We start from the raw sequence: 25,257 nt of genomic DNA, 5'->3' as shown, positions 1-25,257 counted from the left end.
ATCGATATGCTTGTCAATCTCACCGGGAAAGTGTGTCGCACGTTGCCGCTCGTCATCCTGCTCGGCGCGATGGCGTGCGGCCCACTCTCGCCACTCCGCTTTCTGCACAGCAGCGCGAGCGAAACGGAAACGACGCCGGATGAACTGCTCCCCAGCACCGAACCGCGGATCGAGGCCGCGGAACGTTATGCGCTGGCCCTAGGCGGGGTAGCACCGGGCCGCGACGAACTGCTGTTAGCGGAGCGGCCGGAACTCGCGAACACCACGACCGCGACCGATTTCCGCCTCTTCAGCAGCAATCCGAAAGTCGTCGGCCTGTTGCCGCGTCCTGGATTCGCGGATTTCCTGCAAGGGCGCGGCGCTTGGCTGATTCCGCAACGCCCCGGCGCCGTGACGATTCGGATACAACTCGACGGAACCGAACGCGATCCAAGCATCGCCGTCACGGTCCCGCCGCAAGCCGTGATCCAAATCTTAGTAGCCGAGGCGCAAAACTTGTTATTGCACGGCGCACACCAAACCGCAGGCCATGTGGAACGCGACAGTCGAAGCCCCACCGGCAGCGCGCTGGCCGCCGTGATTCGCAACCGCGTCGGACTGATCGGTTCGAGCGGCGATCCCGGACTCTTCGTCGCGGATGCCGAGTTACTGTACGCCGATCCGCCCGCGTCCGCGTACGAGGCCGTGATCACAGCCCACACCGCCACCAGTTACCAATTCTCTCCAGTCGACCCGGACGATCCGAATCACGAGCTCTATGAACACGCCGAGGCACGCGGCTTTCTGTCGGAAGAATTCCAACTCGCATATGACCAAGCCGTCCTCACTGCCGCAGCGATGTACGACGGCAGCGCGGACGATCCGACACACGGTGCATTCGCATTTCGTTCCCCAACCGACGAGGAATGGGCGTGCTTGAATATCCTGCTCGTCGCGCACGGCGACACCCTCCCGGCGGCCTGCGGACCCGGCGACGAGGATTTCCCGACCTTGGCGCCCGTTCAACTCGTCGTAATGCCCGACGTCCCGCGCTACGACGACGGACGCCCCACATTTATTTTTTACCGCATGCGGGCCGACAACGACCCCGTGATTACTGAGATTCCGTAGTGGGGCTAAGCAGCCGTTCTAACCGAGCGATCGTCTCTTGCAAGGTCGCACTTCCCTCCAGCGACGCGATGCGACGATATGACGCTAATGCCTTCTGAAACTCCACGCGCGCTTCGTCGGCCATCGCCATTTGCAGATACGCCTGCCCCAATTGGAGACTTGCCTCCGCGCGTTGCCGCAAACCGGCCAGATCCTCTTCCGTCGGCGGCGGCTCGACCGGCGCCACACTGCGCCGCGATGCACCGGCCCGCGCCCGCGCCTCGACTTGTTGTATATGCTGGTTCACTGCCGGAGCCGGCGCGACTTCCGGCGCCGTTTCTTCTTGCAGTTGCTGCTGCCGCCGTTCCTCCACACGCGCCAACAGCTGCACCATCCCGCCCGGCACAACGCGATCGACCGCTTCCGTCAACTCCGTCGCCTCTTCCGGCGCCAACAACAGCACTTCTTCATACGCGACGAGCGCGGCGTCCGGATCGCCCTGCCCCACGTGGAGTTCGGCCAACTCTCGCCATTTGCTGCGTGCCGACTCGATTTGATTCAGCTTCGCGTGGACCTCCGCCAACAGCCGCAGCAATTCCGCATCCTGCGCCACGAGCTTCGCCCCATGCGTCAGCCAGTGCAGCACCTTCCGCCACTCGCGCTGCTTTGCGTAGATCCGACACAGCCGCCGCAACAGTTCCAGATGATCTGGCCGACGACTCAGAATTTTTTCATAGAGCTCGACTTGCTGCGCCTCGGTCCCTTTTTCGTGCAGCCGCTCCGCAATGGATTCATACTCTCGCATGCTCGCTGCTTCGTCGCCGCGCAGCTGATACGCCTCGGCCAGACGCACGCGGTTCGTCAGTTGTTCCGGATCCAGCGCCACGATCCGTCGCCGCAACTCCAGCGCATCCGCCGCTTGACCTTTTTGTTCATGGCGCCGTAACACGATTTGATATTGATGAATCGCGTCCTGATTCAGGCCCATCTTTTCGTACAATTCGGCCAATGCCAAATTCACGTCGTGCCGCGACGGATCGACACGCAGCAGATTTTTATAGACCGTCACCGCCTTTAAATAAAACCCCTCGGCGACATAGGCCGTGGCGACTTCCTGGAACGCCTTCGCCGCCAATCCCACTTGCTTTTGTTTGATGTAGAGTTCCGCCAACCGCAACCGCACGCGCTGGTCTTTCGGGTCCATCGTCAAGATGCGCTGATACTCATGAATAGCGCGTTCATAGCGGCCCTCTTCCAAGAGTCGCTGCGCCGCGGTCAAGAGTTGGTCTTTAGTCGGTTGTTCGGACATCACGTCCGCCCTTCTGCGCGTTCTGCCAACAACCGTACGGCGGCCACGACAGCGGCTTCATAGCCCGCGGGCCCGAGTCCGGCGATCGTGCCGGCTACAATCGGCGCCACGACGGAATAGTGACGAAACGGTTCCCGCGCGGCGATATTTGTTAAATGGACTTCAATGACCGGCATCAACAATAGCGCCACGGCGTCACGCACTGCGACGCTGGTATGCGTCAGCGGTCCCGGATTCAGGATCAGCGCGTCCGCGTGCGTCGGCGCGGCAACGATCCCTGCAACCAACGCGTCTTCGGTCGGGCAGTGGACACAGTCCACGCCAACTCCCAACGCGTCCGCCTGCGCAGCAATGCGGGCATTCAACACAGCCAACGTCAGATGTCCATACAGCGCGGGTTCCCGCGTGCCTAAGTGATCGAGCAACGGACCGTGCAACACCAGCAGCCGCGTCGTGAGACTCCGATCAGCCGCACAGCGGCGTTGAGGGGGAGGCTCCAGTGGCTTTGCCGTACCAAGGGGATGCGACGCCCGAGGCGGGGGACCCGCGTAGCGGGTCGCCGAGGAAGTGCCCGCAGCCGCAGGCGGAGGGTACGTGAGCCCCTGTAACGCCACGCCGTCAGTGCGCACGCGGGGCCTCACTTCCGTACGTAGCGGGAGCTTGGACGCGTAATTGTTGCAGCTCCTGTCTGGCCATTTGATTGTCCGGCTCGCGCTGCACGATCGCTTCATAGGTCTTCAACGCCTCCGCGCGAAGCCCTTGCTGCGCATACAAGCGCGCCATCGTGAGCGTCGCCCACGGATTGCTGAAGCCCTGCTCAACCGCAGCCGCTGGCGCCGCACGTTCCGGCTGAATGGCGGAACGAGGCGCTGGCGCAACGGCCGGCGTCGCAGGTAACGGTACCACCACCGGCAGCGGCGCACGGCCGAGGTAGGTGTGCAACGTCTTCGCTTCCGCATTATTCGGCGCCCTTTCGAGGATCTCTTCGACCACTCGTTTGGCGGCGTCGTAGCATTGCGTCGCTTCCAGCGCGCGCGCCAAGATCAGTCGACCGGAGACCAGGTGCGGGTTGTGGCGCAAGCCTTCCTCGCAGACCCGAATCGCTTCTTGAAAACAACCGTACGCGAACAACAGATCCGCCACGCCGACAAATGCGACCGACTGCTGCTGACTCTGCCAGCGTTGATAATACTGCAGGAAGAGCGTGTTATTCACTAAATCGGGATGCAACGTGCCTAAGTTCATCATCAGAGATCCGTTATCGCTGTCGCCAAGTCGCGTATCGTGATCGGATGCGCAGCGACCTGGCCGATAGCACGCATCACCACAAAATGCACCGTCTCCCCAGACCGTTTCTTTTCGCCCCGCAGCAACCGCTCCCACGCGTTCCGCGCCAACCGCGGCAACGGCCGCCGCATGTGCAATCGATCAAGCGCCGTTTCCACGCAGTCGACGACTGCCGCATCACAATATCCCCACCGTATCGACAAGCGCGCGGCGGCCCGCAATCCTGCCGCCACCGCCGCGCCATGCGACCATTGCCGATATCCGCCGGCCCGCTCCAATGCATGCCCGATCGTGTGGCCCAAGTTCAACCAAGCCCGCATTCCCCGCCGATCATACGGGTCTTGCGCCACCAGCCGGGCCTTCACGCGTGCGGCGCGGCATACTACCGATAAAAGATTGCGCGAGGCAAGCGGCGGCTGCGCCACGCGAAACAACGTCGGATCCGCCACGATCCCGCATTTCAGCGCCTCCACCAACCCCTCGCGCCATCGCTCCGGCGGCAACGTCCGCAACAAGTGCAAGTCGCAATAGACCAGCCACGGCTGATAAAAAGCCCCGACGAGGTTTTTCCCGCTCGGCAAATTGACGCCGACTTTGCCGCCGATCGCGCTATCGAGTTGGGCCACTAACGTCGTCGGCACCGCCACCCACGGGAGTCCGCGCAAATACGTCGCGGCCACGAAACCCGCGATGTCTCCGACCACGCCGCCGCCGAGACTCACGAGCAGCGTCTGTCGATCCACGGCCTGCGCTGCGCACTGCGCATAGAGCCTCGCCACCATATCGAGCGATTTGCTCCGCTCCCCTTCCGGGATCAGACACCATCCGACTTGCAATCCGGACGCTCGCAACGCCGCTTGGAGCTGCGACCCGAAGCGTCGCCGCAATCCGCGATGACTCACGATCACGGCGCGCCGACACGGCCGCCACACCCGCGCCCACGCCGCCAACGCCGACAGTCGGCCGCGCGTCACGACCACCGGGTAGCGATCCGGCCCTGCCGTCACGCGGATGACCGTTGGACGAGTCATGCAGCCACTCCGCGCAGCATTTCCACGACGCAAGCGGCCACGTCGGCCGGAGTAACGTCTGACGTATCGAGCTGATCGGGGAATTGCGCATAGCTCGGCGCGCGTGTCTCCCAGAGCCGCGCCACTTGCGCGGCATCAAACGGCGCCGGGAGTAACGGCCGCGCAGTGGGCGGGGATTCCGCGCGGAGCCGTTCCCACACCAGATGCGGCGCCGCGTTGAGGGCTATCACACGACCGGCCGCCGACATCCGCGCGACGTTCTGCGGGTCGAGCGCCGTGCCGCCGCCAGTCGCAATCACTCCCGTCGGCGCCGATAACAGTCGCGGCAAGTGCGTCCGCTCCAACGCGCGAAAGACGGCCTCGCCGTCGTTGGCAAAAATCTCCGCGACCGCACGCCCCGTAGCCAGCACAATGGCGGCATCCAAATCATAAAATGGACAGCGCAACGTGGCAGCCACGAGCTTGCCAACGCTCGTCTTGCCGGTCGCAATAAATCCGGTGAGGATGCAATGTCCCATGAGATTCAATACTCGGCGAGTTGCGCCAGATAGCCGCGATAGTTACGTTGCATTTCAACCAACGTGTCGCCGCCGCATTTTTCGCACAGTGCCGCTGCGAGCACCCACGCGACCATCGCTTCCCCGACCACCGACGCGGCCGGGACCACACAAATATCGGAGCGCTCCAAATGGGCCTCCGCAGCCACTTTGGTCCGCAGATCGACCGACGGCAGAGGCTGCATCACGGTCGCGAGTGGCTTCATCACCGCGCGCAGCACGATCGGTTCGCCGTTGCTGATGCCCCCTTCCAGCCCGCCGGCGTGATTCGTCAGCCGCTGACACGGCACGGTCGCCGCTGCATTGCCCCACGCGATCGCGTCATGCACTTTACTGCCATACAGTGCCGCTTGCGCGAATCCGAGACCGATTTCGACGCCCTTGACGCCGGGAATGCTCATCAGGGCCTGCGCCAACAAGCCATCGAGTCGCCGATCCCAATGCACATGACTCCCGAGCCCCGGCGGCACGCCGAACGCATGAATCTCAAAAACGCCGCCGACCGTCTCTTTCGCGAAGCGCGCCGCATCGATCAGCGCCACCATCGCCGCCCCCGCTTGCGCGTCGGCGCAGCGGACCGGCGACGCGGCCGCCGCTGCCCAACCAGGATCGTCAGATGACACGACCGCCCCGGCCGCTGCGACTACGCTGCCGATTTGGCGCACTTGTCCGTGCACCTCGATGTCGAACTCGCGCAACAACACGCGCGCCACGCTCCCCGCGGCCATGCGCGCCGCCGTTTCGCGAGCACTCGCGCGCTCCACGATATTGCGCAGATCATGAACATCGTATTTGAGTCCACCCGCGAGATCGGCATGACCAGGGCGCGGGCAATGCACCGCACGCGCGGCAATCACGGCATCCGCACTGTTGCCCTCCACGACCATCGCGTCCCGCCAATTGGCGAAGTCGCGATTCCGAATCAGCAACGCGAGCGGAGACCCGATCGTCGCGCCGTGCCGCACCCCGCCGAGGATCTCGACGGTGTCGTGCTCGATCTGCATCCGCCCGCCGCGCCCATGTCCTCGTTGCCGCAGGCGCAAGTCCGCATCGATCGCGTCGGCCCGCAACGGCACGCCGGCCGGCATCCCTTCAATAATCACCGTGAGCGCCGGCCCGTGTGATTCACCGGCAGTAAGAAAACGCAGCATCGCCGACGTATGCCTGCCCTGCCCGGCCAGGGTCAAGTGTGACGCCGTACTTACGACCGGGGCGGCAAACCAGGCGAGCGGGACAATTCAAGGCGGATCCGTTCGATCGTTTGGCGGTCCAGGCCGTAATAGGCCCCCAGGACGCTGTAGATCGCGCTCCCCAGCGGCGTGGGACCGAGTCCATCCCAGCCTTCCCACCAAAGATTCACGCCGCTCCGCACCGTGTTATCCAGCGCCTGTGCAATAGTCGCGCGATCATGCCGCGGGGCCTGCCAATAGTCGCGCAACGTGTTCAAGGACGGCTGCTCCCGCGCCATCAAGATGTCGGCACTGTTCGCAACAGCAACGGCCTCCGGCGACGCGTGTTGCTTCACGGAAAAACAGGACCAGATCGACGCATTGGGACGGCTGCATGCCACGAGTCGCACCACGGACGCATTGAAATCTTCCTGCGGGACCATTGCCGCGATCTCCCGCTGCGCGACGATTCGAATATCATACGGAGAGAGCATGGCATCCTGCAGGGAAAAATAGATCGACGACTCCGGGTAGCATCCAGGCGCCGTCGTCTCCAACGCGTCCGCATACACCTCGACGGAACGCGCAAACCACGGTGCCCCGGCCAATGGCACCCAATCGCCGATTTGCACTCCCGTGTCGGCCTGCGTCCGGTGCCACCCGACTAACGCATCGCCCAATTCATCTTGAAAGACCACGCGGGCGGGGACTCCGTCCACGGCCTTCCGCACCAACGCCTTGGCCGGCGCCGTCGGGTCCGCGATCTCGATGGACGTGCGGACCTCGCAATTTGCAAACTCCTCCACAATGACCCGATCCCAAACCCCATCGCAATTGAAGTCGAGGTGATCGTACGTTTTGGTCGCCACTCGCTCCGGCTCAAACTGCAACGGTTCGGAACCAAACAGAAACAGCCCCGTCGCCCACTCCCCCAATTGCTTCGCCGCCGTCATCGCAACTGCCATGGTGCTCATAGGTCCTCCCAGTGAACGGGTGTCGTGGAAATGATACGCAGCTCGCTATTCTGCGACTCAACTCGTGTCAACGCAGTTTTCACACACCCCCCAATATATGCATCGCAGGGGGACAGGTACCGTCGGATCCAGCATTGACAGCCATCGCAAGGTACCTGTCCCCCTGCGATGTATTTCGTTGCACTACGCCATCTGGACTGGGAACACGCGGGGGCGGTCGGTGAGTTGGAGGCCGAGGGCGATCAGGATCTTGCGCATGGTGTCGAGGCGGCACGGATAACCAGCTTCGACGCGGTCGATGGTCAGAACGGAGACGCCGGCCTTGCGGGCCAATTCGGCCTTGCTCATTAGGAGCTCTTCGCGAAACTTCTTGAGATTGTTAGGGAACTGACCTGCACCGGACATAGGTGTCATTATGGGCGAATTGTTATCCACCGTCAAGCTCAGAGAAGTGAAATTTTTGTCTAAATGGCAGCTAAGAGGTTATGAAATGAAATTTAATTATATATATATTATGCGTAATTATCAGCCATGTGAACAACTCGGTCTATCATTAGATAAAGGAGGGTTTGCAATAGTGCTGAAGGAGTGCGGGTTCTGGGGCGCACTCCACGTTCCAGTAGTCAGTGCTTGTTCCGGGGGCCGGACGGAGGCGCCAGGGATCCCCAGGGTACGCTATCGCGGCCGCATCGAGCGGCCGCGCGCTCGCCCTCACCGTTTTTGTCATGAGATAACGCAAGGAGAAAACGGCTCCGGGAGCCCCTGGGGACCCCTGGCGCCTCCGCCCGGCGAGAACACGGGCAGTCTCCCCGTCGTTGTTCATCAAATGGACAACCACGCGCAATCGAACATCCAGAGGGGAACACGGTTCCGGGAGGGGCGCGAGGGGGGCCTGCGGGCGAGTCTGAGCGGGTAAGGACGCCATCGCGGAGCGATGGCATGGTCCGCGGCAGTCATGTCGGAAACGCAACGCGTTTCCGTTCTTTGACAGAGCACTATGGGGTTGAAGCTCGACCGAGCGAGGTCTCAGTGAGCCGAGCGCCGTAACGCGAGGCGAACGGCCCGCAGGTTCCCCTCGCGCCCCTCCCGGGAACTGGACACTAAAGGCGATTTTGCAAACACGCCCTAAACATAGAAGCTCAGATACCACGTCACTAAGGTCTCGCCGAAGAAGAGGTAGAGGATTCCGGCCACGGCGAGGAAGGGGCCGAAGGGGATCGCGAAGCGCAGGCCCTTGCGTAAGATCGCGATCACGACCACGCCGACCAGCGAACCGAGCAACGAGCTCATTAACAAGATAAACAGCACTGCCTTCCAGCCGAGGAACGCGCCGAGCATCGCGATCAATTTGACGTCGCCGCCGCCCAAGCCTTCCTGTTTGCGCAACCGCTCGTAGACCGCGGCCACGAGCCAGAGGAATCCGCCGCCCACCACTACGCCGATCAGGCCGTCGAGCAGTGCATCGAGGCGCTGGCCTTCCACCGCCAAGATCGGACGCGCCGCCAGTCCGAGGATGATCCCTGAGAGCGAAAACGCGTCCGGGATGATCAAGTGTTCCAAGTCGATGAATGTGATCGCGATCAGCGGCGCAATGAACAGAAAGAACCAGATCGCCCACGGGAGCGGTTCAGGAAACTTGAAGAACACGGCCAATGCAGCTGCGGCGGTCAAGAGTTCCACCAACGGGTAGCGCCAACTGATCGGCGCGCGACACTGACGACACCGCCCCCACAGCAGCAGGAAACTGAACACCGGGATGTTGTCGAACCAGCGAATCGGCGCGCGACACTGCGGACAGTGCGAACGCGGACGATGGATCGATTGGTCGTGGGGAATCCGCACGATGCAGACGTTGAGAAAACTCCCGATACAGAGACCAAACAGGCCAACTAACAGATACGGAAACCAGAGTGGGGTCGTGTCCATCCGCTGCTTGTACACGAATCGGGCGCGCTGCTCAATCATCTTGCCACGGTAGCCGCCCACATGTTACCGGCACACGCATCATTAATCACTTTATGGCCCCTGAGACCAAACAACTGATCGAACACGCTGCGCAACTGGCGCGGCTCGGACTCGACGCGACTGCATTGGATCGCTACGCCGCACAGTGCGCGACGATTCTCGAATTCGTCGAACAATTAAACGCCGTGCCGACGCACGACGTCCCACCGATGTCGGACCAACGCGCGGACGGAACGCCGCTGCGTCCGGATGTCATTCACACGTGCACCCAGGCCGAGGCGATTCTGGCCCAAGCGCCAGCTCAGGATGGCCGCTATTTTGCGGTCCCGAAAGTAATCGAATGACCACGATTGCCGAATGTAGCCGTCAACTCGCCACCGGAGAGCGGACCAGCGTCGCGCTCACCGAGGCCTATTTGGCGGCGATGCACGCCCATAACCCGGAATTGAATGCCTACCTCACGACCGCCGGCGATTTGGCGCTGCAACAGGCGCGGCAGGCCGATGAACAACGGCGCAGCGGGCGAAACCTCACGCCGCTGACCGGCGTCCCGCTCGCGATCAAAGACGTGATGCACGTCCCGGGGCTGCCGACCAGTTGCGCATCGAAAATGCTTGCGCAATTTCGCCCGACGTTCACCGCCACGGCGGTACAACGGCTGCTCGATGCCGGCGCGGTGATCCTCGGCAAGACCAACATGGATGAATTCGCGATGGGCGCATCCACCGAACACTCCGCGTTCGGCGTCACACGCAATCCGTGGGACGTGGAACGCACACCGGGCGGTTCGAGCGGCGGCTCCGCGACGGCCGTCGCTGCCGAGTTGTGCGCCGGCGCGTTGGGGAGCGACACCGGCGGCTCGATCCGCCAACCGGCATCGTTTTGCGGCATCGTCGGATTGAAACCGACGTACGGACGCGTCAGTCGATACGGCCTCGTGGCCTTCGCGTCGTCGCTGGACCAAATCGGCCCGATGACCCATACCGTGGAAGACGCAGCCGTGCTGCTCCAGACAATCGCCGGACATGATCCGGCCGATTCCACGTCGCTCGCAGTTCCAGTGCCGGATTATCAAGCCGCGCTGACGCAAGGCGTGAAAGGGTTACGCATCGGCGTCCCAGAGGAATATTTCGGCAGCGGGACGGATGCCCAAGTCGAGTCCGCGGTGCGGGCCGCACTCGGCGTGCTCACCGAAATGGGCGCCACGCTCACACCGATCCACTTGCCGCACACCAAATACGCCGTCCCTTGTTACTATATTATCGCCCCGGCGGAGGCGAGCGCCAACCTGGCCCGCTACGATGGCGTCCGCTACGGCTATCGCTCCACGCACGGCGAAGACTTACACGATCTCTACTTCAACAGCCGCAGCGAGGGCTTCGGTCCCGAAGTCACACGGCGTTTGATCATCGGCACATTCGTGCTCAGCTCCGGTTACTACGACGCGTATTACCAACAAGCGCAACGCGTCCGCACGTTGATCGCGCGTGACTTTCAGGCCGCGTTCGAACACGTCGATGTCATTTGCACCCCGACCACGCCGACCACCGCGTTTCGACTCGGGGAAAAACTCGACGATCCGGTCCAAATGTATTTGGCGGACATCTGCACCGTTTCGTGCAATTTGGCCGGGCTCCCGGGGATCTCGCTCCCGTGCGGCTTCACCCCGGCCGGACTCCCGATCGGTTTGCAAATCATGGGGCGCCACCTCGACGAGGCCACGCTGCTGCGCGTCGCACACACGTATGAACAGCAACAAACGTGGCATACGCGCCGACCGAACGTAGGGACGAAGTCGATATGAATTACGAACCCGTGATCGGATTAGAAGTCCACGCGCAGTTGCTGACGCAGAGTAAGCTCTTTTGTGGCTGTCCGACCACGTTCGGCGCGCCGCCGAATACGAACATCTGTCCGGTCTGCACCGGGCAGCCCGGGGCGTTGCCGGTCCTGAATCGCACGGCCGTGGAGTTTGCGATTCGCGCCGGATTGGCGTTGCAGTGCACGATCGCGCCGCGCAGTGTCTTTGCGCGGAAGAATTATTTCTATCCCGATCTCCCGAAGGGCTATCAGATCTCGCAATATGAACGTCCGCTGTGCGAACATGGGTTTTTGGATTGCGACCTCGACGGCGCCACGAAGCGGATCACGATCCAACGCATCCATATGGAAGAAGACGCGGGCAAGCTGCTGCACGACGCGCACGATCGGTACAGCCATGTCGATCTGAATCGCTCGTCGGTACCGCTGATTGAAATCGTCAGCGGGCCGGACTTGCGCTCCACGGCGGAGGCCACGGCGTATCTGAAACAGTTGCGCAATATCCTGATGTACCTCCGCATCTGCGACGGGAACATGCAAGAAGGGTCGCTGCGCTGCGACGCGAATATTTCGATGCGGCCGGTCGGCAGCAAGGCGTTCGGCACGCGCACGGAATTGAAGAATCTCAATTCGTTTCGCTTCTTGGAACACGCGATTACTTACGAAATGCAGCGCCAAATCGCAGTCCTCGAGGCCGGCGGACGCGTGGAACAGGAAACACGGCTCTGGGACGAGGCTGCCGGACGCTCCGCATCGTTGCGCAGCAAGGAAGAGGCACACGATTATCGCTATTTTCCCGACCCCGACTTGTGTCCGCTCCAGGTCGAGGCCGCGTGGTTGGAAGCCATTCGGGGTGCGCTGCCCGAACTGCCGCAGCAAAAAATGGAACGCTACGTGCGCGCGTTGGGACTCAGCGAATACGACGCCCGCGTGTTGACGGCCGACCAACAGGTGGCGCATTTCTTCGAAGCCGCCATCGGCCATCACGCGAGCCCGAAGGCGTTGTGCAACTGGATCACGTCCGAACTGCAAGGGCGACTAAATGCCGCCAACCTCGACATCGCGCAGGCTAAGATCACGCCGGCGCATTTGGCCACTTTAGTGAAACGCATTGAAGACGGGACGATCACCGGAAAAATGGCGAAGGGCGTGTTTGAAGTCATGTATCAAGACGGCGCCGATCCCGAGACGATCATTCAGCAGCAAGGACTGAAGCAAGTCAGCGATCCGGCCGCGTTGGAACCGGTGATCGACGCGATCTTGGCCGCCAACGCGGCCAATGTGGCGGCGTATCGCGCGGGCAAGACGAATTTGTTGGCGTTTTTCATCGGCCAAGTGATGAAACAGACGAAGGGGCAAGCGAATCCGCAACTGTTGCAAGCACTTCTCAAAAAGAAATTGGGCTGAGCGATGATTCCGTTAATCAAACCGATCGAATGGCAAGGCGACAAAGTCCTGTTGCTCGACCAACGCAAACTCCCGCTGCAAGAAGTTTATCTCAGCTGCGGCGATTACAAAGGCGTCGCCGATGCGATTCGCGACCTCGTGGTGCGCGGCGCTCCGGCGATCGGCGTGGCCGCAGCGTTCGGGATGACGCTCGGCGCGATGGGGATCGGCGTCAGCACCTACGCCGCGTTTGAAGACAAACTGCATCGCGTGGCGGAAACGTTGCTCGGCACGCGGCCGACGGCCATCAATCTCCGTTGGGCAATTGAACGCATGCTTCGCGTCTCGCAGGGCATGCGCAACAACGGTCTGCCCGCAATTGTCGCCGCAATGAAAGACGAAGCGCTGCGGATTTATCAGGAAGACCTCGAGACCTCGCTCGCGATCGGGCGGCACGGCGACACGTTGCTGAAAAACGGCGACACCATCCTGACCCACTGCAACGCGGGCGCGCTGGCCACGGCCGGATTCGGTACGGCGCTCGCGGTGCTGTATCGCGCGCAGGAAGAAGGCAAGCGCATTCATGTCTACGTCGACGAAACGCGTCCGTTCTTGCAAGGCTCGCGACTCACGGCCTGGGAGTTACAGAAATACGGGATGCAAATTACCGTGATCACCGACAGTACGGCGGGATTCCTGATGCAACAGGGCCGGATCGATAAAGTCATCGTCGGCGCAGATCGCGTCGCGGCGAACGGCGACGTCGCGAACAAGATCGGCACCTACAGTGTGGCGGTTTGTGCGCAGTATCATCACATCCCGTTCTATGTCGCGGCGCCGTGTTCCACGATCGACCTGAATACCACGGACGGGGCGCATATCCCAATCGAAGAGCGCGATCCGCGCGAAGTTACGCACATCGGGCATACCCAAATCACACCGGCACAAGTCGGCATCTACAACCCCGCATTCGACATCACACCGGCCAGCCTGATCTCCGCAATCATCACCGAACGCGGCCTAGCCCGCGCCCCCTACCCCGATTCGCTGCGCAGCGTCTCGAGTTGGAGTGGATGAGACGTGCGCAAGTGCGTACGTCTTCGGATGCGCGTCGCCGGACACACGCCCGCTGAAAAAAGTACGCAACTTTTTCTGCGCGCTGCCGATGAAGCGACATGGCTCCTCCGATTTCTACCCGCCCTCCAGACACCGCTGAACACCAGACGCGGCAAGTGCGCGACGCTACCGCGTTGAGCCCGACCGAATATTTTCGTGAATCCCAAGATGACATCGGGGTGCGGCGACAAGAGGCCCGAAAGGCCTGGCGCCAGGAGGATAAGGATGCCCCCCCGCCGCCGGACCGCGCCGCCGACCCCTCGCGGGTGAGCCGCTTCGAGGGGATGACGATACGCGACCTCACGGCGTGGTTTGCCGCAGACAATCCGCAGGCCCTCGACAAGAATCTCAAATGGAAATTAGGGAACGCACTACGCGAACATTTCCGCTTCTGGAAACGAGATGCAACGGAAAGAGGCGGCGACCCGGCTCGCGTCGATCCCGGCACGGAGGCCTTGTTTGTCGCCCAACGATTTATGCCCTCTGCAGAAACGAGCTATGCCGCAGCAGCACGGCAGCGCCCCAAGGCCTTCCCATCATTCTATGCCGAGTCGCTGCCGGCCCAACAAGTGCGCGCTGTCGATGCCAAGATGTATCTGACCAACTACTGGGAGACCCGACGCGCCGAGTATACCCAATATTACATGCGTGATCGCATACCGCATCCGTTCGACCAGCTGTTGGACGCGCTGCCGCTCCGTCAGGTGGACGATCTGCGCAGCGTCCAAGCGTTTTATGCCCTCGCCGATATCGTGGCACAGCAATTGCCAGCGGCGATTCAGGCCCGGAACCTGGAAATGCTCTATCCGGCCTCCGGAAGTCATATCGCGCCGCTCGTCACCGCGATGCGGCTGGTGGAGCAAGGAAAGGTCGATACCGTCCGGATCACCGAGACAGAGATCGACCCGTTTGCATTTTTCCATCTAGTCAGGAACCTCCAGGTTGGCACTCAACTCGAGATCGATGGGCAGCCGCTCTTCGAAAAAGTCGACGTCTTGCCGCTCCAGCGCTTTACCGGAGAAGAGGGGTGGGAACGGGGCATCGTCGTGACGTATCGCGGACACCCGATCACGATCCGCTTTGCGTTCCAGCGCAGTGGGAAGAAGTACTATCGGGCCGAGGACTTCGCGAAGGCGGATGTCGTCGTGCTCCATGATCCGTTTACGGGAGCCTCGGGGGAATTGCTCCTGTACGAACTCCTGGTGGATAAGGCCAATGCCCAAGCCACGGCGGCGGTCAAACCGCAATTGGCCATCGTGGAGGGCGATCCATCGGTTGCGTGGGATGCCTCGCGTATTCAACATCTCCCCGCCCGCCCGCATATCCACACGCTGCCGGGTCCGTACGGGCACTGCTACCTCGATCACTTTATCTATACAGAACGGGGGGCCTGTTTCTATAAGACTGCCTATGTCGTGCCGCTGCACGATGCGCCATCGCTCGCGCTCGCCCGCCGGGCCGGGACTCCGGAGCTGCTGCACACCGCCCTCAAGAAACCGCAGAAGTAAGAGCGATCGTCCGAAACGTACGCACTGCCGTTAATTCACGCGATCTTTGTTCAGGATCTCATCGAGCAGATTTTTGGTGATCAACGCGCTGACAACCTTGGCGGGTTGTTGGTCGTTTGGGGTGTAGAGGATGTGGTAGAGGGGATCGGAGATGCTCATCGGTCTGGGGCGCGGCACGAAGATTCCGCCGCAACTGAGGACGGCGGGGTGACCGCCTTGCAAGTCGCCCTGGCTGAGTTGGACCGCCCGCTCCAGGATCAACGCCACGCATTGCTGCTGGTTCCACATCGGGTCCATCGACCCTCCCAGCAGCAAAAAAGAGCAAGCGATGTGCCACGGGACAGGCCGGGAGAGACATTTTTTTATCTCCGCATGATGACTATGTTTTGTTTCAAATCCCGAGCAACGTCACATTCTCAGAATTAAAAAAAATCCCAGCTGATAGGGATCATTTCTCACCCGTTTTGGGTGGTGCGGTACCCGGCATCCGCGCGGGCCCGCACGCCATTGCCCAGACTCATCCGACACTGTGGATGAGATTGTGGAAAACTGCCTCGCTGTGGACCACTCCGCACGATGGGCATCAAGTAGTGATTGAAAGGCGAGACGATATGCGCTGAAAAATCGAACCATCCCGCAACGAAGAAAAATCAATTTGCCAACAGTTGTCCACAGGCCTATTGGCCGGCTCATCCACAACAATCGCCGGGGACTGCCATGAGCATTGCTCTACTCTTACTGCTCAATCTCCTCTACGCCGCCACGCCGACTTGTACCGCCGTGGCCGCAGACACACTGCCACCGCTGACCTTCGTGTGGATGCGCCATACGTTGGCCGCACTCGTCATCCTCCCCTTCGTATGGCGCCGAGGGTTCCAACCGATGCCGTGGGCCGTGTGGGGCCGCATTGCCTTAGCCACAGCACTCGCGTTCACGATCGCTTCGCTGCTGCAAGCGGAGTCATTGCGACGCTCTGCGGCCAGCGTCGGCGCGCTGATCGTCGCGATGGAACCGATCACCATGATCGTCTTTGCCGCGTGTTTCTTGCGCGAAGGGATTCGTCCGTTACAAGCCATGGCCCTCGGGATGGCCGTACTCGGATTTCTCACGCTCTCGGGCGGCGGCAACAGTGCGTTGCTCGCGGGCAATTGTCTCTATTTGATCGCCGTGATCTGCGAGGCGACGCTCGCCGTCCTGCTGAAACCGGTCGTCGCGCGCTATGCCCCAACCCAAGTGCTCGCCGCGTGCCTGGGCTGTGCCGCGTTGTACCTGCTCCCGTTCCAATCCACGACCACATGGGCATACATCCATGGACTCTCGTGGCAGGGATGGACGGCGCTCGGCTACCTCGGCCTCGGATGTTCCGCGTTCGGAACGTATCTTTGGTTGCGCGCGCTGCGGCAACTGCGAGTCTCGAGCATCGCGATCGCGTGGTTCCTGCAACCGGTCTGCGGCAGCTTGTTGGCCGTGGGACTGCTCGGTGAGCCGCTCACGCCGCAACTGCTGACCGGTGGCACACTGATCCTCGGAGCCGTCGGCCTGCTGTTTCGCCTCGACCCCGCCTTTGCCGCACATCGAGTGCGGGGCGGGACAGTGCCGAGCCGCTGGATCCCCATGCATGCCGCAGCACTCGTTGAGCGCTCGTACGCCGCGGATTCATACCCCATCGCGCAGTGGCTCCCCCCACCCGTCTATGCGCTCCTTCCCCGGCGACGCGCCCGATTCCGTTGGTGTCCCCAGGCGTATCACCACCGCCCCCGGCGCCAGACCGGCCACCCCCATCGCACAGCGGCCTAAGTGCATCGCAGTGGGGACCCTCTCCCCCCGCCTACGGCGCCTGCCCGCCGGCCAATGGGCGGGGGCCCCTCCCCCGTCGGGGCGAGGGGCAGCTAAGGAAGTCAGGCCGACTCAGGCAACTTTCTGGGCCTGGTGCCGATATAGGATGTACTCGCGAAAGGGGCAAATATGCGCATGCGTATCGGTATGGGAGTGTTGGTGATCTGCTGCGGCGTCGGCGCGCTCGCGGCGTGCGGAGACGGGGACAACGCGACGGAGCCGAGCGTGGCCGAGGTGCAAGAAGGCGTCGGGCCGAGTCTCGATCTGAGCGATGGCGAGTCCGCCGAAGCGGTCGTGGCCGATGCCGCAACGGCGGTGATGGAGAGTTACGACGAAACGTACGACAACGAAATCGCGATCGATGGCGATGCGGCCGCGGAGACCCGGCGGCAGGAGTTCTGCAATACGGGGAGTCTGACCGTCACGTTCGAGCCAGATGGCAAGGTCGTCAGTGTCTCGGGATATTCCACGCTGTCGGCCGTCGAGGCGGATGGGATGCGCGAAGAAGACGACATCACGATTGCATTGCAGACGCAGACCGGCACGATTGCGGGGAAGTTAAGCGCGCTGAGTGGATCTTCCCGACTGACCGGGACGGTGACGGCCAGCCAAGGTCGCGCGGCCTTTTGCGCCAAGGAGGGATTCTCCGGCAACAACACATTGGCGATCGAGCAACAACTGAGCGGCACATTTTCGCTCAGTCAGGGCGTCGGGGCCGCAGTCAGTTTCGCCCTCGCGTTCGAGTCAGAGATCAGCGGGACCACCGAAGAGTGGACCGCCACCGGCGCCATCAGCGGCAACGCGGTATTGAAATCGGGCGGCAAAGAGATCCACTGCACCATCCGCGGCACCACCGACACGCCGGCGTTCCTCTTCACATCCGGAAAGGCACTCATCGTGGTGTGTTTGTAACACCAATTACGTCCCAGTGTGGACTTGGCGTTGCGGTTCGCTGTGATCTTGGGCGTTGGTGTCGGTACCGCCGATCCGCATCCCGTAGAAAGAGCGGCCGACGAAGAAGAGGCCCACGACGAACAGGACCACGCCGATGTAGAGCGCCGTGGTCTTCGCAGAGACAGCGATCTCGACGGCGAGCAGGCCGAACAGCGTCGTGAACTTGATGATCGGGTTCAACGCCACCGACGAGGTGTCTTTGTACGGATCGCCGACGGTATCGCCGACGACAGTCGCGGAATGGAGCGGTGTCCCCTTTTCTTTCAGATCGACTTCGACCACTTTTTTGGCGTTGTCCCACGCCCCGCCGGCATTGGCCATGAACATGGCTTGGAACAGGCCGAAGACGGCGATCGAGATCAGGTAGCTGGCGAAGAAGGTCGGATCGAAACAGGCGAATGCCAACGTGAAGGAAAAGATCACGCCGAAGATGTTGATCATGCCGCTTTGTGCGTATTGGGTGCAGATCTTCACGACTTCTTTCGAGTCTTTCACCGAGGCCTTCGTGACACCCTCGAGCCGAATGTTTCGCTTGATAAATTCCACCGCGCGGTGTGCGCCGGTGGTGACCGCTTGGATCGACGCGCCGGAGAACCAATAAATGACGGACCCGCCGGTGACCATGCCGAGCAACACGCGCGGATCGAGCAGGTCGAGCCGCAGTTTGAGCTTCAGGATGATCGCGAAGATCATCGTCGTAGCGCCGATGACCGCGGTTCCGATCAGCACCGGCTTGGCCGTGGCCTTGAACGTGTTCCCTGCCGAATCGTTTTCTTCCAAGAAATGCTTGCCGAGTTTGAAGTCGGGTTTGAAGCCGAATTCCTGTTCGATCACTTGGCTCGCGTTCGGAATGGACTCGATTTGCGAGAGTTCGAACACCGATTGGGCGTTGTCAGTCACCGGGCCGTAGCTGTCGACCGCGATCGTGACTGGTCCCATGCCGAGGAAGCCGAACGCGACCAAGCCGAATGCAAACACCGCCGGATAGACCATGAAATGTTCCAAGCCTAACTGGCTGGTGAGGTAGGCCACGAACATGAGGCCGACCAAGACCATCCCTTTCCAGAAGGCGCTGAAATTACCGGCCACTAAGCCGGAGAGGATGGTCAGCGAGGCGCCGCCTTCGCGCGACGCGCGCACGATCTCGGCGACGTGTTTCGATTTGGCCGAGGTGAAGACCTTGGTGAATTCCGGGATCAGCGCGGCAGCAATGGTGCCGCAGCTGATGATCGTGGAGAGTTTCCACCAGAGGCCGGCGCCCATATCGCCGATCAGGAGCGCACTCACGCCATAAGTGACGCCGATCGAGATCAGCGACGTGATCCAGACCAGCGACGTGAGCGGGGCTTCGAAGTTAAATTGCTTCGCATTGCCGTAACGCGCGCGCGACATCAGGCCATTCACCCAATAGGACCCGATCGAGGTGGCGATCATGAGTACGCGCATCGCGAAGATCCAGATGATCAGTTTCGCTTGCACGGCAGGACCGCCGTCCATGGCCGTCAGTTGGCCGTTCGGGCCCATCATCATGCCGACTGCGAGCGCGATGAAGCTGATCAGCGCGACACCGGTCACACCGTAGGTCTCGAACCCGTCGGCGGTCGGGCCGACCGAGTCGCCGGCATTGTCGCCGGTGCAGTCCGCGATCACGCCGGGATTGCGGGCGTCGTCTTCTTTAATGTTGAAGAAAATTTTCATCAGGTCGGCACCGATGTCGGCGATCTTGGTGAAAATGCCGCCGCAGACGCGCAACGCGGAGGCACCGAGCGATTCGCCGATCGCGAAGCCGACAAAACACGCACCGGCATTCAGCGGATCGACGAACAACAAGATGAAGATCATCATCAGGAGTTCAACGCAGATGAGCAACACGCCGATCGACATCCCGGAACGGAGCGGGATGTCCATGACCGGATACGGCTTCCCTTGGAGCGACGCGAACGCGGTGCGGCTATTGGCCAACGTGTTGATCCGGATGCCGAACCAGGCGACGCCGAACGAGCCGAGGATGCCCAACACCGACCAGAGCAGAATGGTGGCGACTTGCGGCAGCGGCGTGTGCTGCAGCGCGGCGAAGTAATAGACAATGCAGGCCCCGATGAAGAGTTCGAGCAGGATGAGCAATTTCCCTTGTTGGAAGAGATACGTCTTGCAGGTCTGGTAGATCAGGTCCGAGACCTCGAGCATCGATTGATGCGCGGGGAGCCGTTTGATCTTGTTGAACTCGATCACGCCGAAAACCATCCCGAGCCCGCAAACCACCATGCCCCATTTCAGCAGCGTGGTTCCCGCCACGGTCAGCCCAAACAGGTTGTACACGGTCGTGAGCGGTGGGAGATTCAGCTCCGCCTCGCTCGCAACGGCCTGACCGGTCAGCAGCATGCCGACCAGCGCCACGACGGCCCAACTCAACACGGTCGTCCAGGTCGCTCTCTTCATTATGTACCTCTCCTTATGAGTAGTGATGCCGGGGGCAGAGACACCCCTCCCCCCGCGAGAAATTGGAGCGCTGTTACTGAAATCGCGGGACCTTGTCAAAGGGTTTGAGGCGCTTGGTGGAATCCGAAAGACCAACCCGCGCACTTGCCTTCACACACGGAAATCGGCCCCTCCGATCAGTTTTCCATTTACCCAGGGAGGGGGTGCTGTGTTACGCTATCACCCAGTATGCCAATGGGGGCTGGCGTCTCCTGTTTGAGAAAGGATCCTTTCATGCGCAGATTCCTGATGCTCTGCGGTTGGTGCCTGGCTCTTGGTGGCGTCTCGACACCGGCCGCGGCGATAACCATTACCGTCCCACCCGGGCTGACCGGCGACACGGCGACGGATAGTCAGTGTTCGCTCACCAATGCCATCCGTTTCGTGAACGGAGAAGCGGGCGTGGTCACCAATTGCCCGATGACAGAGATAGAATCGCCCACTACGACGATCCAGCTATCCGGCACTTACCAAGTAACCAAACCACTGCCGATCATCAACCAACTCATCGGCTCTGCCCTCAGCATCCAAGGACCCGCGGTCCTGCAAGGCCCGTGGAATCTCGCAACCACGCTGTTCAGCTTGCTCGTCGTGAACAATCCGCCGGAGAAACCGGTGTCGATCGTCGGACTGAAACTCATCGGCGGCAACGCCGCAGAGGGCGGCGGGTTGCGGGTCGCATCGGGAACCGTCAACTTCGTCGGAGAGATTTATTTCAATACGGCGACCCACAACGGCGGCGGCATTTTTGTCGCGTCGGGGGCGACACTCACGCTGAATAACAGCAAAGTCTTCTCGAATCAGGCGGCGTTAAACGGCGGCGGGGCCGCAGTGGTCGGGTCTTTGACGCTCGTCGGCACCGAATTGCACCACAATGTGGCTGCCAGCAGTAGCGGTACCGGCGGCGGCATCCATTATAATGGCCAGCTCCTGCAAGTCATGTACAGCAGCCTGACGGAAAATACGGCCGGCAGCGGCGGTGGAATCCATGCGTCCGGTACGGGAAAATTCTTCCTCCTCAACAGCACCATCTCCACGAATCATGCGACCACACACGGCGGCGGTTTGCACATCAATCTGCCGATCAACAGTAACCTCATCCAACACGCCACGATCGCGTACAATACCGCCGCGTCTCGGGGAAGCGGCGTGTATGCGGTGTCCGGGAGCGGCCCAGTGATCTACAACAGCTTGATCGCCCATAACGGCGGCGGCAAAGAATGCTTTGGCGATCTCAAGAGTTCCATGAACAACGTGATCGGAGGGGCGTCCAACGCGGGATGCACCGCCAGCACCCAAAACACGTTTCTGCCGTTGGCGCAACTGCCGCTCGCGCCGTTGGGGCTGAACGGCCAACTCACGCAGGGGCATCTCCTGTTACCGGGCAACCTGGCCATCGACCGCTTAGAAAGCAGCTCCGACCTGGAAGGGGAAGTCCTTCTGTACGATCAGCGTCACACCGGCGTCTTCGGCAGACCCTATAACGTCAAGTACGACGTCGGCGCGATGGAATTCGTGTCGTGTCCTAGTTGCGTCGGCGACATCGGCCACGACAACGACGGGGACGGGGCCGCAGAGGCCCAAGGCGATCCGGACGACAGCAATCCGTTGGTGACCGCGCAGGATCACGATGGGGACGGCGTCAAAGCCAGCGAGGGCGATTGTAACGACTTCGACTCCACCGTCAGTCCGAATCTGGCAGAGAGCTGTGGTCCGACCGGTCAAGGCGACGGGAAAGATAACGACTGCAACGGCACGACCGACGAAAAGGACTGGTGGAGCGACGGCGACGGCGACGGCTACGCGATCGGGGCGATCGGCTCCGAGCTGCTCATCGGCACCTGTAGCAGCCCTGGTCCGATACCGGGACAGTGGAATGGCAAACAGTTCACGGCGCAACTCGACGAATGCGATGATGCAGACGCCACGGTTCACCCCAATGCCGCCGAAATCTGCGACGGGAAAGACAACGACTGCGACGACTCGGTCGACGAAGCCGCTGACCTTGTCCCCTGCACCGATGCGTCGGCTTGCACGGACAGTGTGTGTATGGGCGCGGCGGGATGTGTCACATCCGCGGTCAACTGCGACGACACCGATCCCTGCACCACCGATAGTTGCGATGCGCTGACCGGCTGCGCCCACGCGCCGATCACGGGCTGCGATCCAAAACTCGACTATGACGGCGACGGCATCTCCGTCAGCGACGGCGATTGTAACGACGATAATCCCGCGATCTGGCCTAACAACCTTGATGGCTGCAATTTCATCGACGACGACTGCGATCAGATCGTCGACGAAGACGCCGGGGGGCCGAAGTGGCAATTGTATCCCGATGTGGACGGAGACCAATTCGGTGGAACCAGTGAAAACCCGATAGTGGTGTGCACGTTGCCCACCGGCGCCCAACTGCCGTTGGTCTGGGCCCTCTACGGGCTCCCGCTCGGCTCGAAACTCGTCCAAGTCGGCGGGGACTGCAATGACGCCGACATTACCGTGCGGCCGGACCTCAGCGTCGATGTCTGTGACGGAAAGGACAACAACTGCAACGGACAGTTCGACGAGACGATCGCGCTGCACAACACGTATGCGTTGGATCAAGACCACGACGGATACGGCAAGCCTGGCAGCGAACAGAAGGCCTGCTCGCTCGACCAGCTCCCCGCAGCACTGCCGCTGCGCGAATTCTACGTCGCCGCGTTCGGCCTGAAGGGTCTCACTGACTGCAACGACGCAGCCGCAACGATCAATCCCGGCCAATCGGAAATCGCCTGCAACGGTGTGGATGAGAACTGTAAGGGCGGCGACAGCGACGGCGCCAAGACCCAATCGTGGTGGCCCGACCAAGACGGCGACGGTTTTGGCAACAGCAAGAGCGCGAATCCGGTCAGTGCGGTCTGCGCGCCGACAAATCAGACCATGGTCAACGACCATACCGACTGCGACGACGGGAAAAACACCGTTTATCCCGGCGCCGCCGAGCTCTGCGGTGACGCCATCGACAACGACTGCGACGGCAAACCGGACGAGCCGAAAGACTGGTACCTCGATACGGATAACGACGGCTGGGGCGCGACGGCGTCGGTCAAGTCCGCGTGTGTGACACCGGCCGGACATGTCACGACCGGCGGGGATTGCAACGACCAACAGAGCTTGATCCATCCCGGAAAGATGGAGAGCTGCAACCAGCTCGACGACGACTGCAATGGCGTCGTCGATGATGCCGGATTGGCCGGCACGTCGTGGTATCAAGACAGCGACGGCGACGGATACGGCACGACCGCTCAAAGCATGCAGGCCTGCGCGCAGCCGTCGGGGTTCAGCGCAAGCGCGAACGACTGCGACGACGGGAACAAGGCGAAGTATCCCGGCGCGGCCGAGACCTGCGATACCGTCGACGACAATTGTAACGGCATAACGGACGCCAGCGAGCCCTGCACGGCACCGCCGGTCACTCCGCCGGTCGGTAGTAGTGGCGGAAGTTCAAGCGGCGACACAGGGAGCAGTTCGGGAGGCACGACGGGCAGCAGTTCGAGCGGCACGAGTGGCGGCACCGAAGGCACAGGCAGCAGCACCGGCGGTACTCCAAGTGGCAGTACCAGTAGCGGCGGAGGAGAACAGGTCGGCGGCAACACCGGCGGCACGACGGGAGCGAGTAGCGGCAATAGTCTCGGCAGCACCGGTGCCACAACCGGAACCGGCGCTGGCACAGGCACTGGGAACACGACAAACAACACGACGGGGAGTGGCACGAGCGGCGACACCGTCGGCGCGGAGGGCGCGGGGAATAATACCGGCGACGCCGTCACGAACGGCACCAGTGGCGAAACCGGCGGCGCGGCACCGCTGCCCGCCAATGAAGGACAGGCCCCGACGGCACTCCAGCCTGTACCGGAAGCCGTAGCGCCTGCGGAAAGCAGCGGAGGCGGATGTTCGCTCCGCCTGTGATCGGCTCGGACAAACGATCCGCAACGCATGACCTTGTCAAAGGGTTTGAGGCGGTGTAACGCGGGTGGCATGCAACATGAGTTGGAGTTCCTTCGTTCATTGCCGATCGGCTGGATCACAAAGATCGCCGTCGCAGTATTGTGCGGTGCCATTATTGGCATCGAACGACAGCTCCGTCGCAAGGCCGCGGGGATGCGCACCAACGTAATGATCTGCCTCGGCGCGGCGCTGTATGTGCTGGCCGCCGAGCTGATTGCGCTGCGCGACGGTACGGCCCATATGGACCCGTCGCGGCTGGCGGGGCAAGTGGTCGTCGGGATGGGCTTCATCGGCGCGGGCTCGATCATCCAATCGCGCGGCCGCATTCAAGGCCTCACCAGCGCAGCGACCATGTGGGTGGTCGCAGCGATCGGCGTATTGATCGGACTCGGATTCCCATTGCTGGGGCTGATCGTCACAGTGCTGGTCGTCGGCCTGTTGGAAGGCGTACGGCTGCTGGAACATCACGCGCTCGGCCGCTGCCGGATGGTCACGACGCGGCTCTCGTTTCGCGATCAACCACAGACGTGGGAGCGATTGCGGGAGGTTTGCGCCGCGAACGACCACCCGCTCGACGCACAACAGGTCCGCAGTACGACCGTGGCCAGCGGCGCCCGGATCTGCTTCTTGGAGCTGCACTACTGTTACACCCACCCCGATCATGCCGAAGTGCTCTTCGACCTGCTGAAGATCCCGGACGTCCGCCAGACCAGCTTTGAACCGGGCGCGACACCGCCGTCAACATGACGGATCTCAGCGGCATCGGCTGATCAGAAACGCGTGGCCAAGA

Annotated in this window: 21 protein-coding genes; 10 read left to right on the top strand and 11 right to left on the bottom strand. The window is 61.8% G+C overall.

Going from position 1 to position 25,257, the window contains the following annotated elements; all coding sequences use genetic code 11:
* The first annotated feature begins 6 nt into the window (after positions 1 to 6).
* A complete protein-coding gene (locus tag HY696_07475; GenBank protein ID MBI4238238.1) occupies positions 7 to 1,110 on the top strand; it encodes a hypothetical protein in 1,104 nt (367 codons plus the stop codon).
* Here HY696_07475 and HY696_07470 read toward each other — a convergent pair.
* From HY696_07470 to HY696_07430, 9 genes are all read right to left on the bottom strand, one after another.
* The gene (locus HY696_07470) at positions 1,094 to 2,398 is read right to left on the bottom strand and encodes a tetratricopeptide repeat protein (GenBank protein MBI4238237.1); all 1,305 of its coding nucleotides are present in this window, start codon (positions 2,396 to 2,398) and stop codon (positions 1,094 to 1,096) included. The genes HY696_07475 and HY696_07470 overlap by 17 nt on opposite strands.
* On the bottom strand, positions 2,398 to 3,129 hold the full coding sequence (locus HY696_07465; GenBank protein MBI4238236.1) for a 3-dehydroquinate dehydratase: 732 nt from the start codon (positions 3,127 to 3,129) through the stop codon (positions 2,398 to 2,400). The genes HY696_07470 and HY696_07465 overlap by 1 nt, the downstream gene beginning before the upstream one ends.
* On the bottom strand, positions 3,017 to 3,646 hold the full coding sequence (locus tag HY696_07460) for a tetratricopeptide repeat protein (GenBank protein ID MBI4238235.1): 630 nt from the start codon (positions 3,644 to 3,646) through the stop codon (positions 3,017 to 3,019). The genes HY696_07465 and HY696_07460 overlap by 113 nt, the downstream gene beginning before the upstream one ends.
* Positions 3,646 to 4,716, bottom strand: a complete 1,071-nt coding sequence (gene aroB, locus HY696_07455; GenBank protein ID MBI4238234.1) for a 3-dehydroquinate synthase — start codon at positions 4,714 to 4,716, stop codon at positions 3,646 to 3,648. The genes HY696_07460 and aroB overlap by 1 nt, the downstream gene beginning before the upstream one ends.
* Positions 4,713 to 5,234 carry a shikimate kinase gene (locus tag HY696_07450; protein ID MBI4238233.1) on the bottom strand — a complete coding sequence of 174 codons (522 nt, stop codon included), beginning with the start codon at positions 5,232 to 5,234 and terminating at the stop codon, positions 4,713 to 4,715. The genes aroB and HY696_07450 overlap by 4 nt, the downstream gene beginning before the upstream one ends.
* A 5-nt stretch (positions 5,235 to 5,239) precedes the next feature.
* Complete coding sequence (gene aroC, locus HY696_07445; GenBank protein ID MBI4238232.1) at positions 5,240 to 6,421, bottom strand: chorismate synthase; 1,182 nt, start codon at positions 6,419 to 6,421, stop codon at positions 5,240 to 5,242.
* 53 nt (positions 6,422 to 6,474) lie between these two features.
* Complete coding sequence (locus HY696_07440; protein ID MBI4238231.1) at positions 6,475 to 7,416, bottom strand: hypothetical protein; 942 nt, start codon at positions 7,414 to 7,416, stop codon at positions 6,475 to 6,477.
* 183 nt (positions 7,417 to 7,599) lie between these two features.
* Positions 7,600 to 7,830, bottom strand: coding sequence for a helix-turn-helix transcriptional regulator (locus tag HY696_07435; protein MBI4238230.1), 231 nt, complete (start codon positions 7,828 to 7,830; stop codon positions 7,600 to 7,602).
* Positions 7,831 to 8,541: 711 nt separating this feature from the next.
* Complete coding sequence (locus tag HY696_07430) at positions 8,542 to 9,342, bottom strand: prepilin peptidase (GenBank protein ID MBI4238229.1); 801 nt, start codon at positions 9,340 to 9,342, stop codon at positions 8,542 to 8,544.
* Between the two features lie 92 nt (positions 9,343 to 9,434).
* On the opposite strand from HY696_07430, the gene gatC reads away from it, so the two are divergent.
* From gatC to HY696_07405, 5 genes are all read left to right on the top strand, one after another.
* The gene (gatC, locus tag HY696_07425; protein ID MBI4238228.1) at positions 9,435 to 9,725 is read left to right on the top strand and encodes an Asp-tRNA(Asn)/Glu-tRNA(Gln) amidotransferase subunit GatC; all 291 of its coding nucleotides are present in this window, start codon (positions 9,435 to 9,437) and stop codon (positions 9,723 to 9,725) included.
* Entirely contained in the window at positions 9,722 to 11,185 is a 1,464-nt protein-coding gene (gene gatA / locus HY696_07420; GenBank protein MBI4238227.1) for an Asp-tRNA(Asn)/Glu-tRNA(Gln) amidotransferase subunit GatA, read from the top strand. Before gatC ends, gatA begins: the two co-directional genes overlap by 4 nt.
* Positions 11,182 to 12,609 carry an Asp-tRNA(Asn)/Glu-tRNA(Gln) amidotransferase subunit GatB gene (gene gatB / locus HY696_07415; GenBank protein ID MBI4238226.1) on the top strand — a complete coding sequence of 476 codons (1,428 nt, stop codon included), beginning with the start codon at positions 11,182 to 11,184 and terminating at the stop codon, positions 12,607 to 12,609. Before gatA ends, gatB begins: the two co-directional genes overlap by 4 nt.
* Before the next feature lie 3 nt (positions 12,610 to 12,612).
* A complete protein-coding gene (gene mtnA, locus HY696_07410; GenBank protein ID MBI4238225.1) occupies positions 12,613 to 13,665 on the top strand; it encodes an S-methyl-5-thioribose-1-phosphate isomerase in 1,053 nt (350 codons plus the stop codon).
* A gap of 98 nt (positions 13,666 to 13,763) precedes the next feature.
* The gene (locus HY696_07405) at positions 13,764 to 15,212 is read left to right on the top strand and encodes a hypothetical protein (protein MBI4238224.1); all 1,449 of its coding nucleotides are present in this window, start codon (positions 13,764 to 13,766) and stop codon (positions 15,210 to 15,212) included.
* Between the two features lie 30 nt (positions 15,213 to 15,242).
* Here the strand turns inward: HY696_07405 and HY696_07400 are convergent, their stop codons facing one another.
* Complete coding sequence (locus tag HY696_07400) at positions 15,243 to 15,509, bottom strand: hypothetical protein (protein ID MBI4238223.1); 267 nt, start codon at positions 15,507 to 15,509, stop codon at positions 15,243 to 15,245.
* Between the two features lie 420 nt (positions 15,510 to 15,929).
* On the opposite strand from HY696_07400, the gene HY696_07395 reads away from it, so the two are divergent.
* Together HY696_07395 and HY696_07390 are read left to right on the top strand one after the other, a co-directional pair.
* Positions 15,930 to 17,009 carry an EamA family transporter gene (locus HY696_07395; protein ID MBI4238222.1) on the top strand — a complete coding sequence of 360 codons (1,080 nt, stop codon included), beginning with the start codon at positions 15,930 to 15,932 and terminating at the stop codon, positions 17,007 to 17,009.
* Positions 17,010 to 17,177: 168 nt separating this feature from the next.
* Entirely contained in the window at positions 17,178 to 17,960 is a 783-nt protein-coding gene (locus HY696_07390) for a hypothetical protein (GenBank protein MBI4238221.1), read from the top strand.
* Positions 17,961 to 17,966: 6 nt separating this feature from the next.
* Here the strand turns inward: HY696_07390 and HY696_07385 are convergent, their stop codons facing one another.
* A complete protein-coding gene (locus tag HY696_07385; GenBank protein MBI4238220.1) occupies positions 17,967 to 20,441 on the bottom strand; it encodes a sodium-translocating pyrophosphatase in 2,475 nt (824 codons plus the stop codon).
* Positions 20,442 to 20,714: 273 nt separating this feature from the next.
* Here HY696_07385 and HY696_07380 point away from each other — a divergent pair, with 273 nt between their 5' ends.
* Together HY696_07380 and HY696_07375 are read left to right on the top strand one after the other, a co-directional pair.
* On the top strand, positions 20,715 to 24,428 hold the full coding sequence (locus HY696_07380) for a hypothetical protein (protein ID MBI4238219.1): 3,714 nt from the start codon (positions 20,715 to 20,717) through the stop codon (positions 24,426 to 24,428).
* Between the two features lie 69 nt (positions 24,429 to 24,497).
* The gene (locus tag HY696_07375; GenBank protein MBI4238218.1) at positions 24,498 to 25,214 is read left to right on the top strand and encodes an MgtC/SapB family protein; all 717 of its coding nucleotides are present in this window, start codon (positions 24,498 to 24,500) and stop codon (positions 25,212 to 25,214) included.
* The last annotated feature ends 43 nt before the right edge of the window (positions 25,215 to 25,257 follow it).

The organism is Deltaproteobacteria bacterium (assembly GCA_016210045.1).
Taxonomy (GTDB): Bacteria; UBA10199; UBA10199.
The sequence above is the reverse complement of the archived record's forward strand: the minus strand, read 5'-3'. Positions and strand labels throughout refer to the sequence as shown.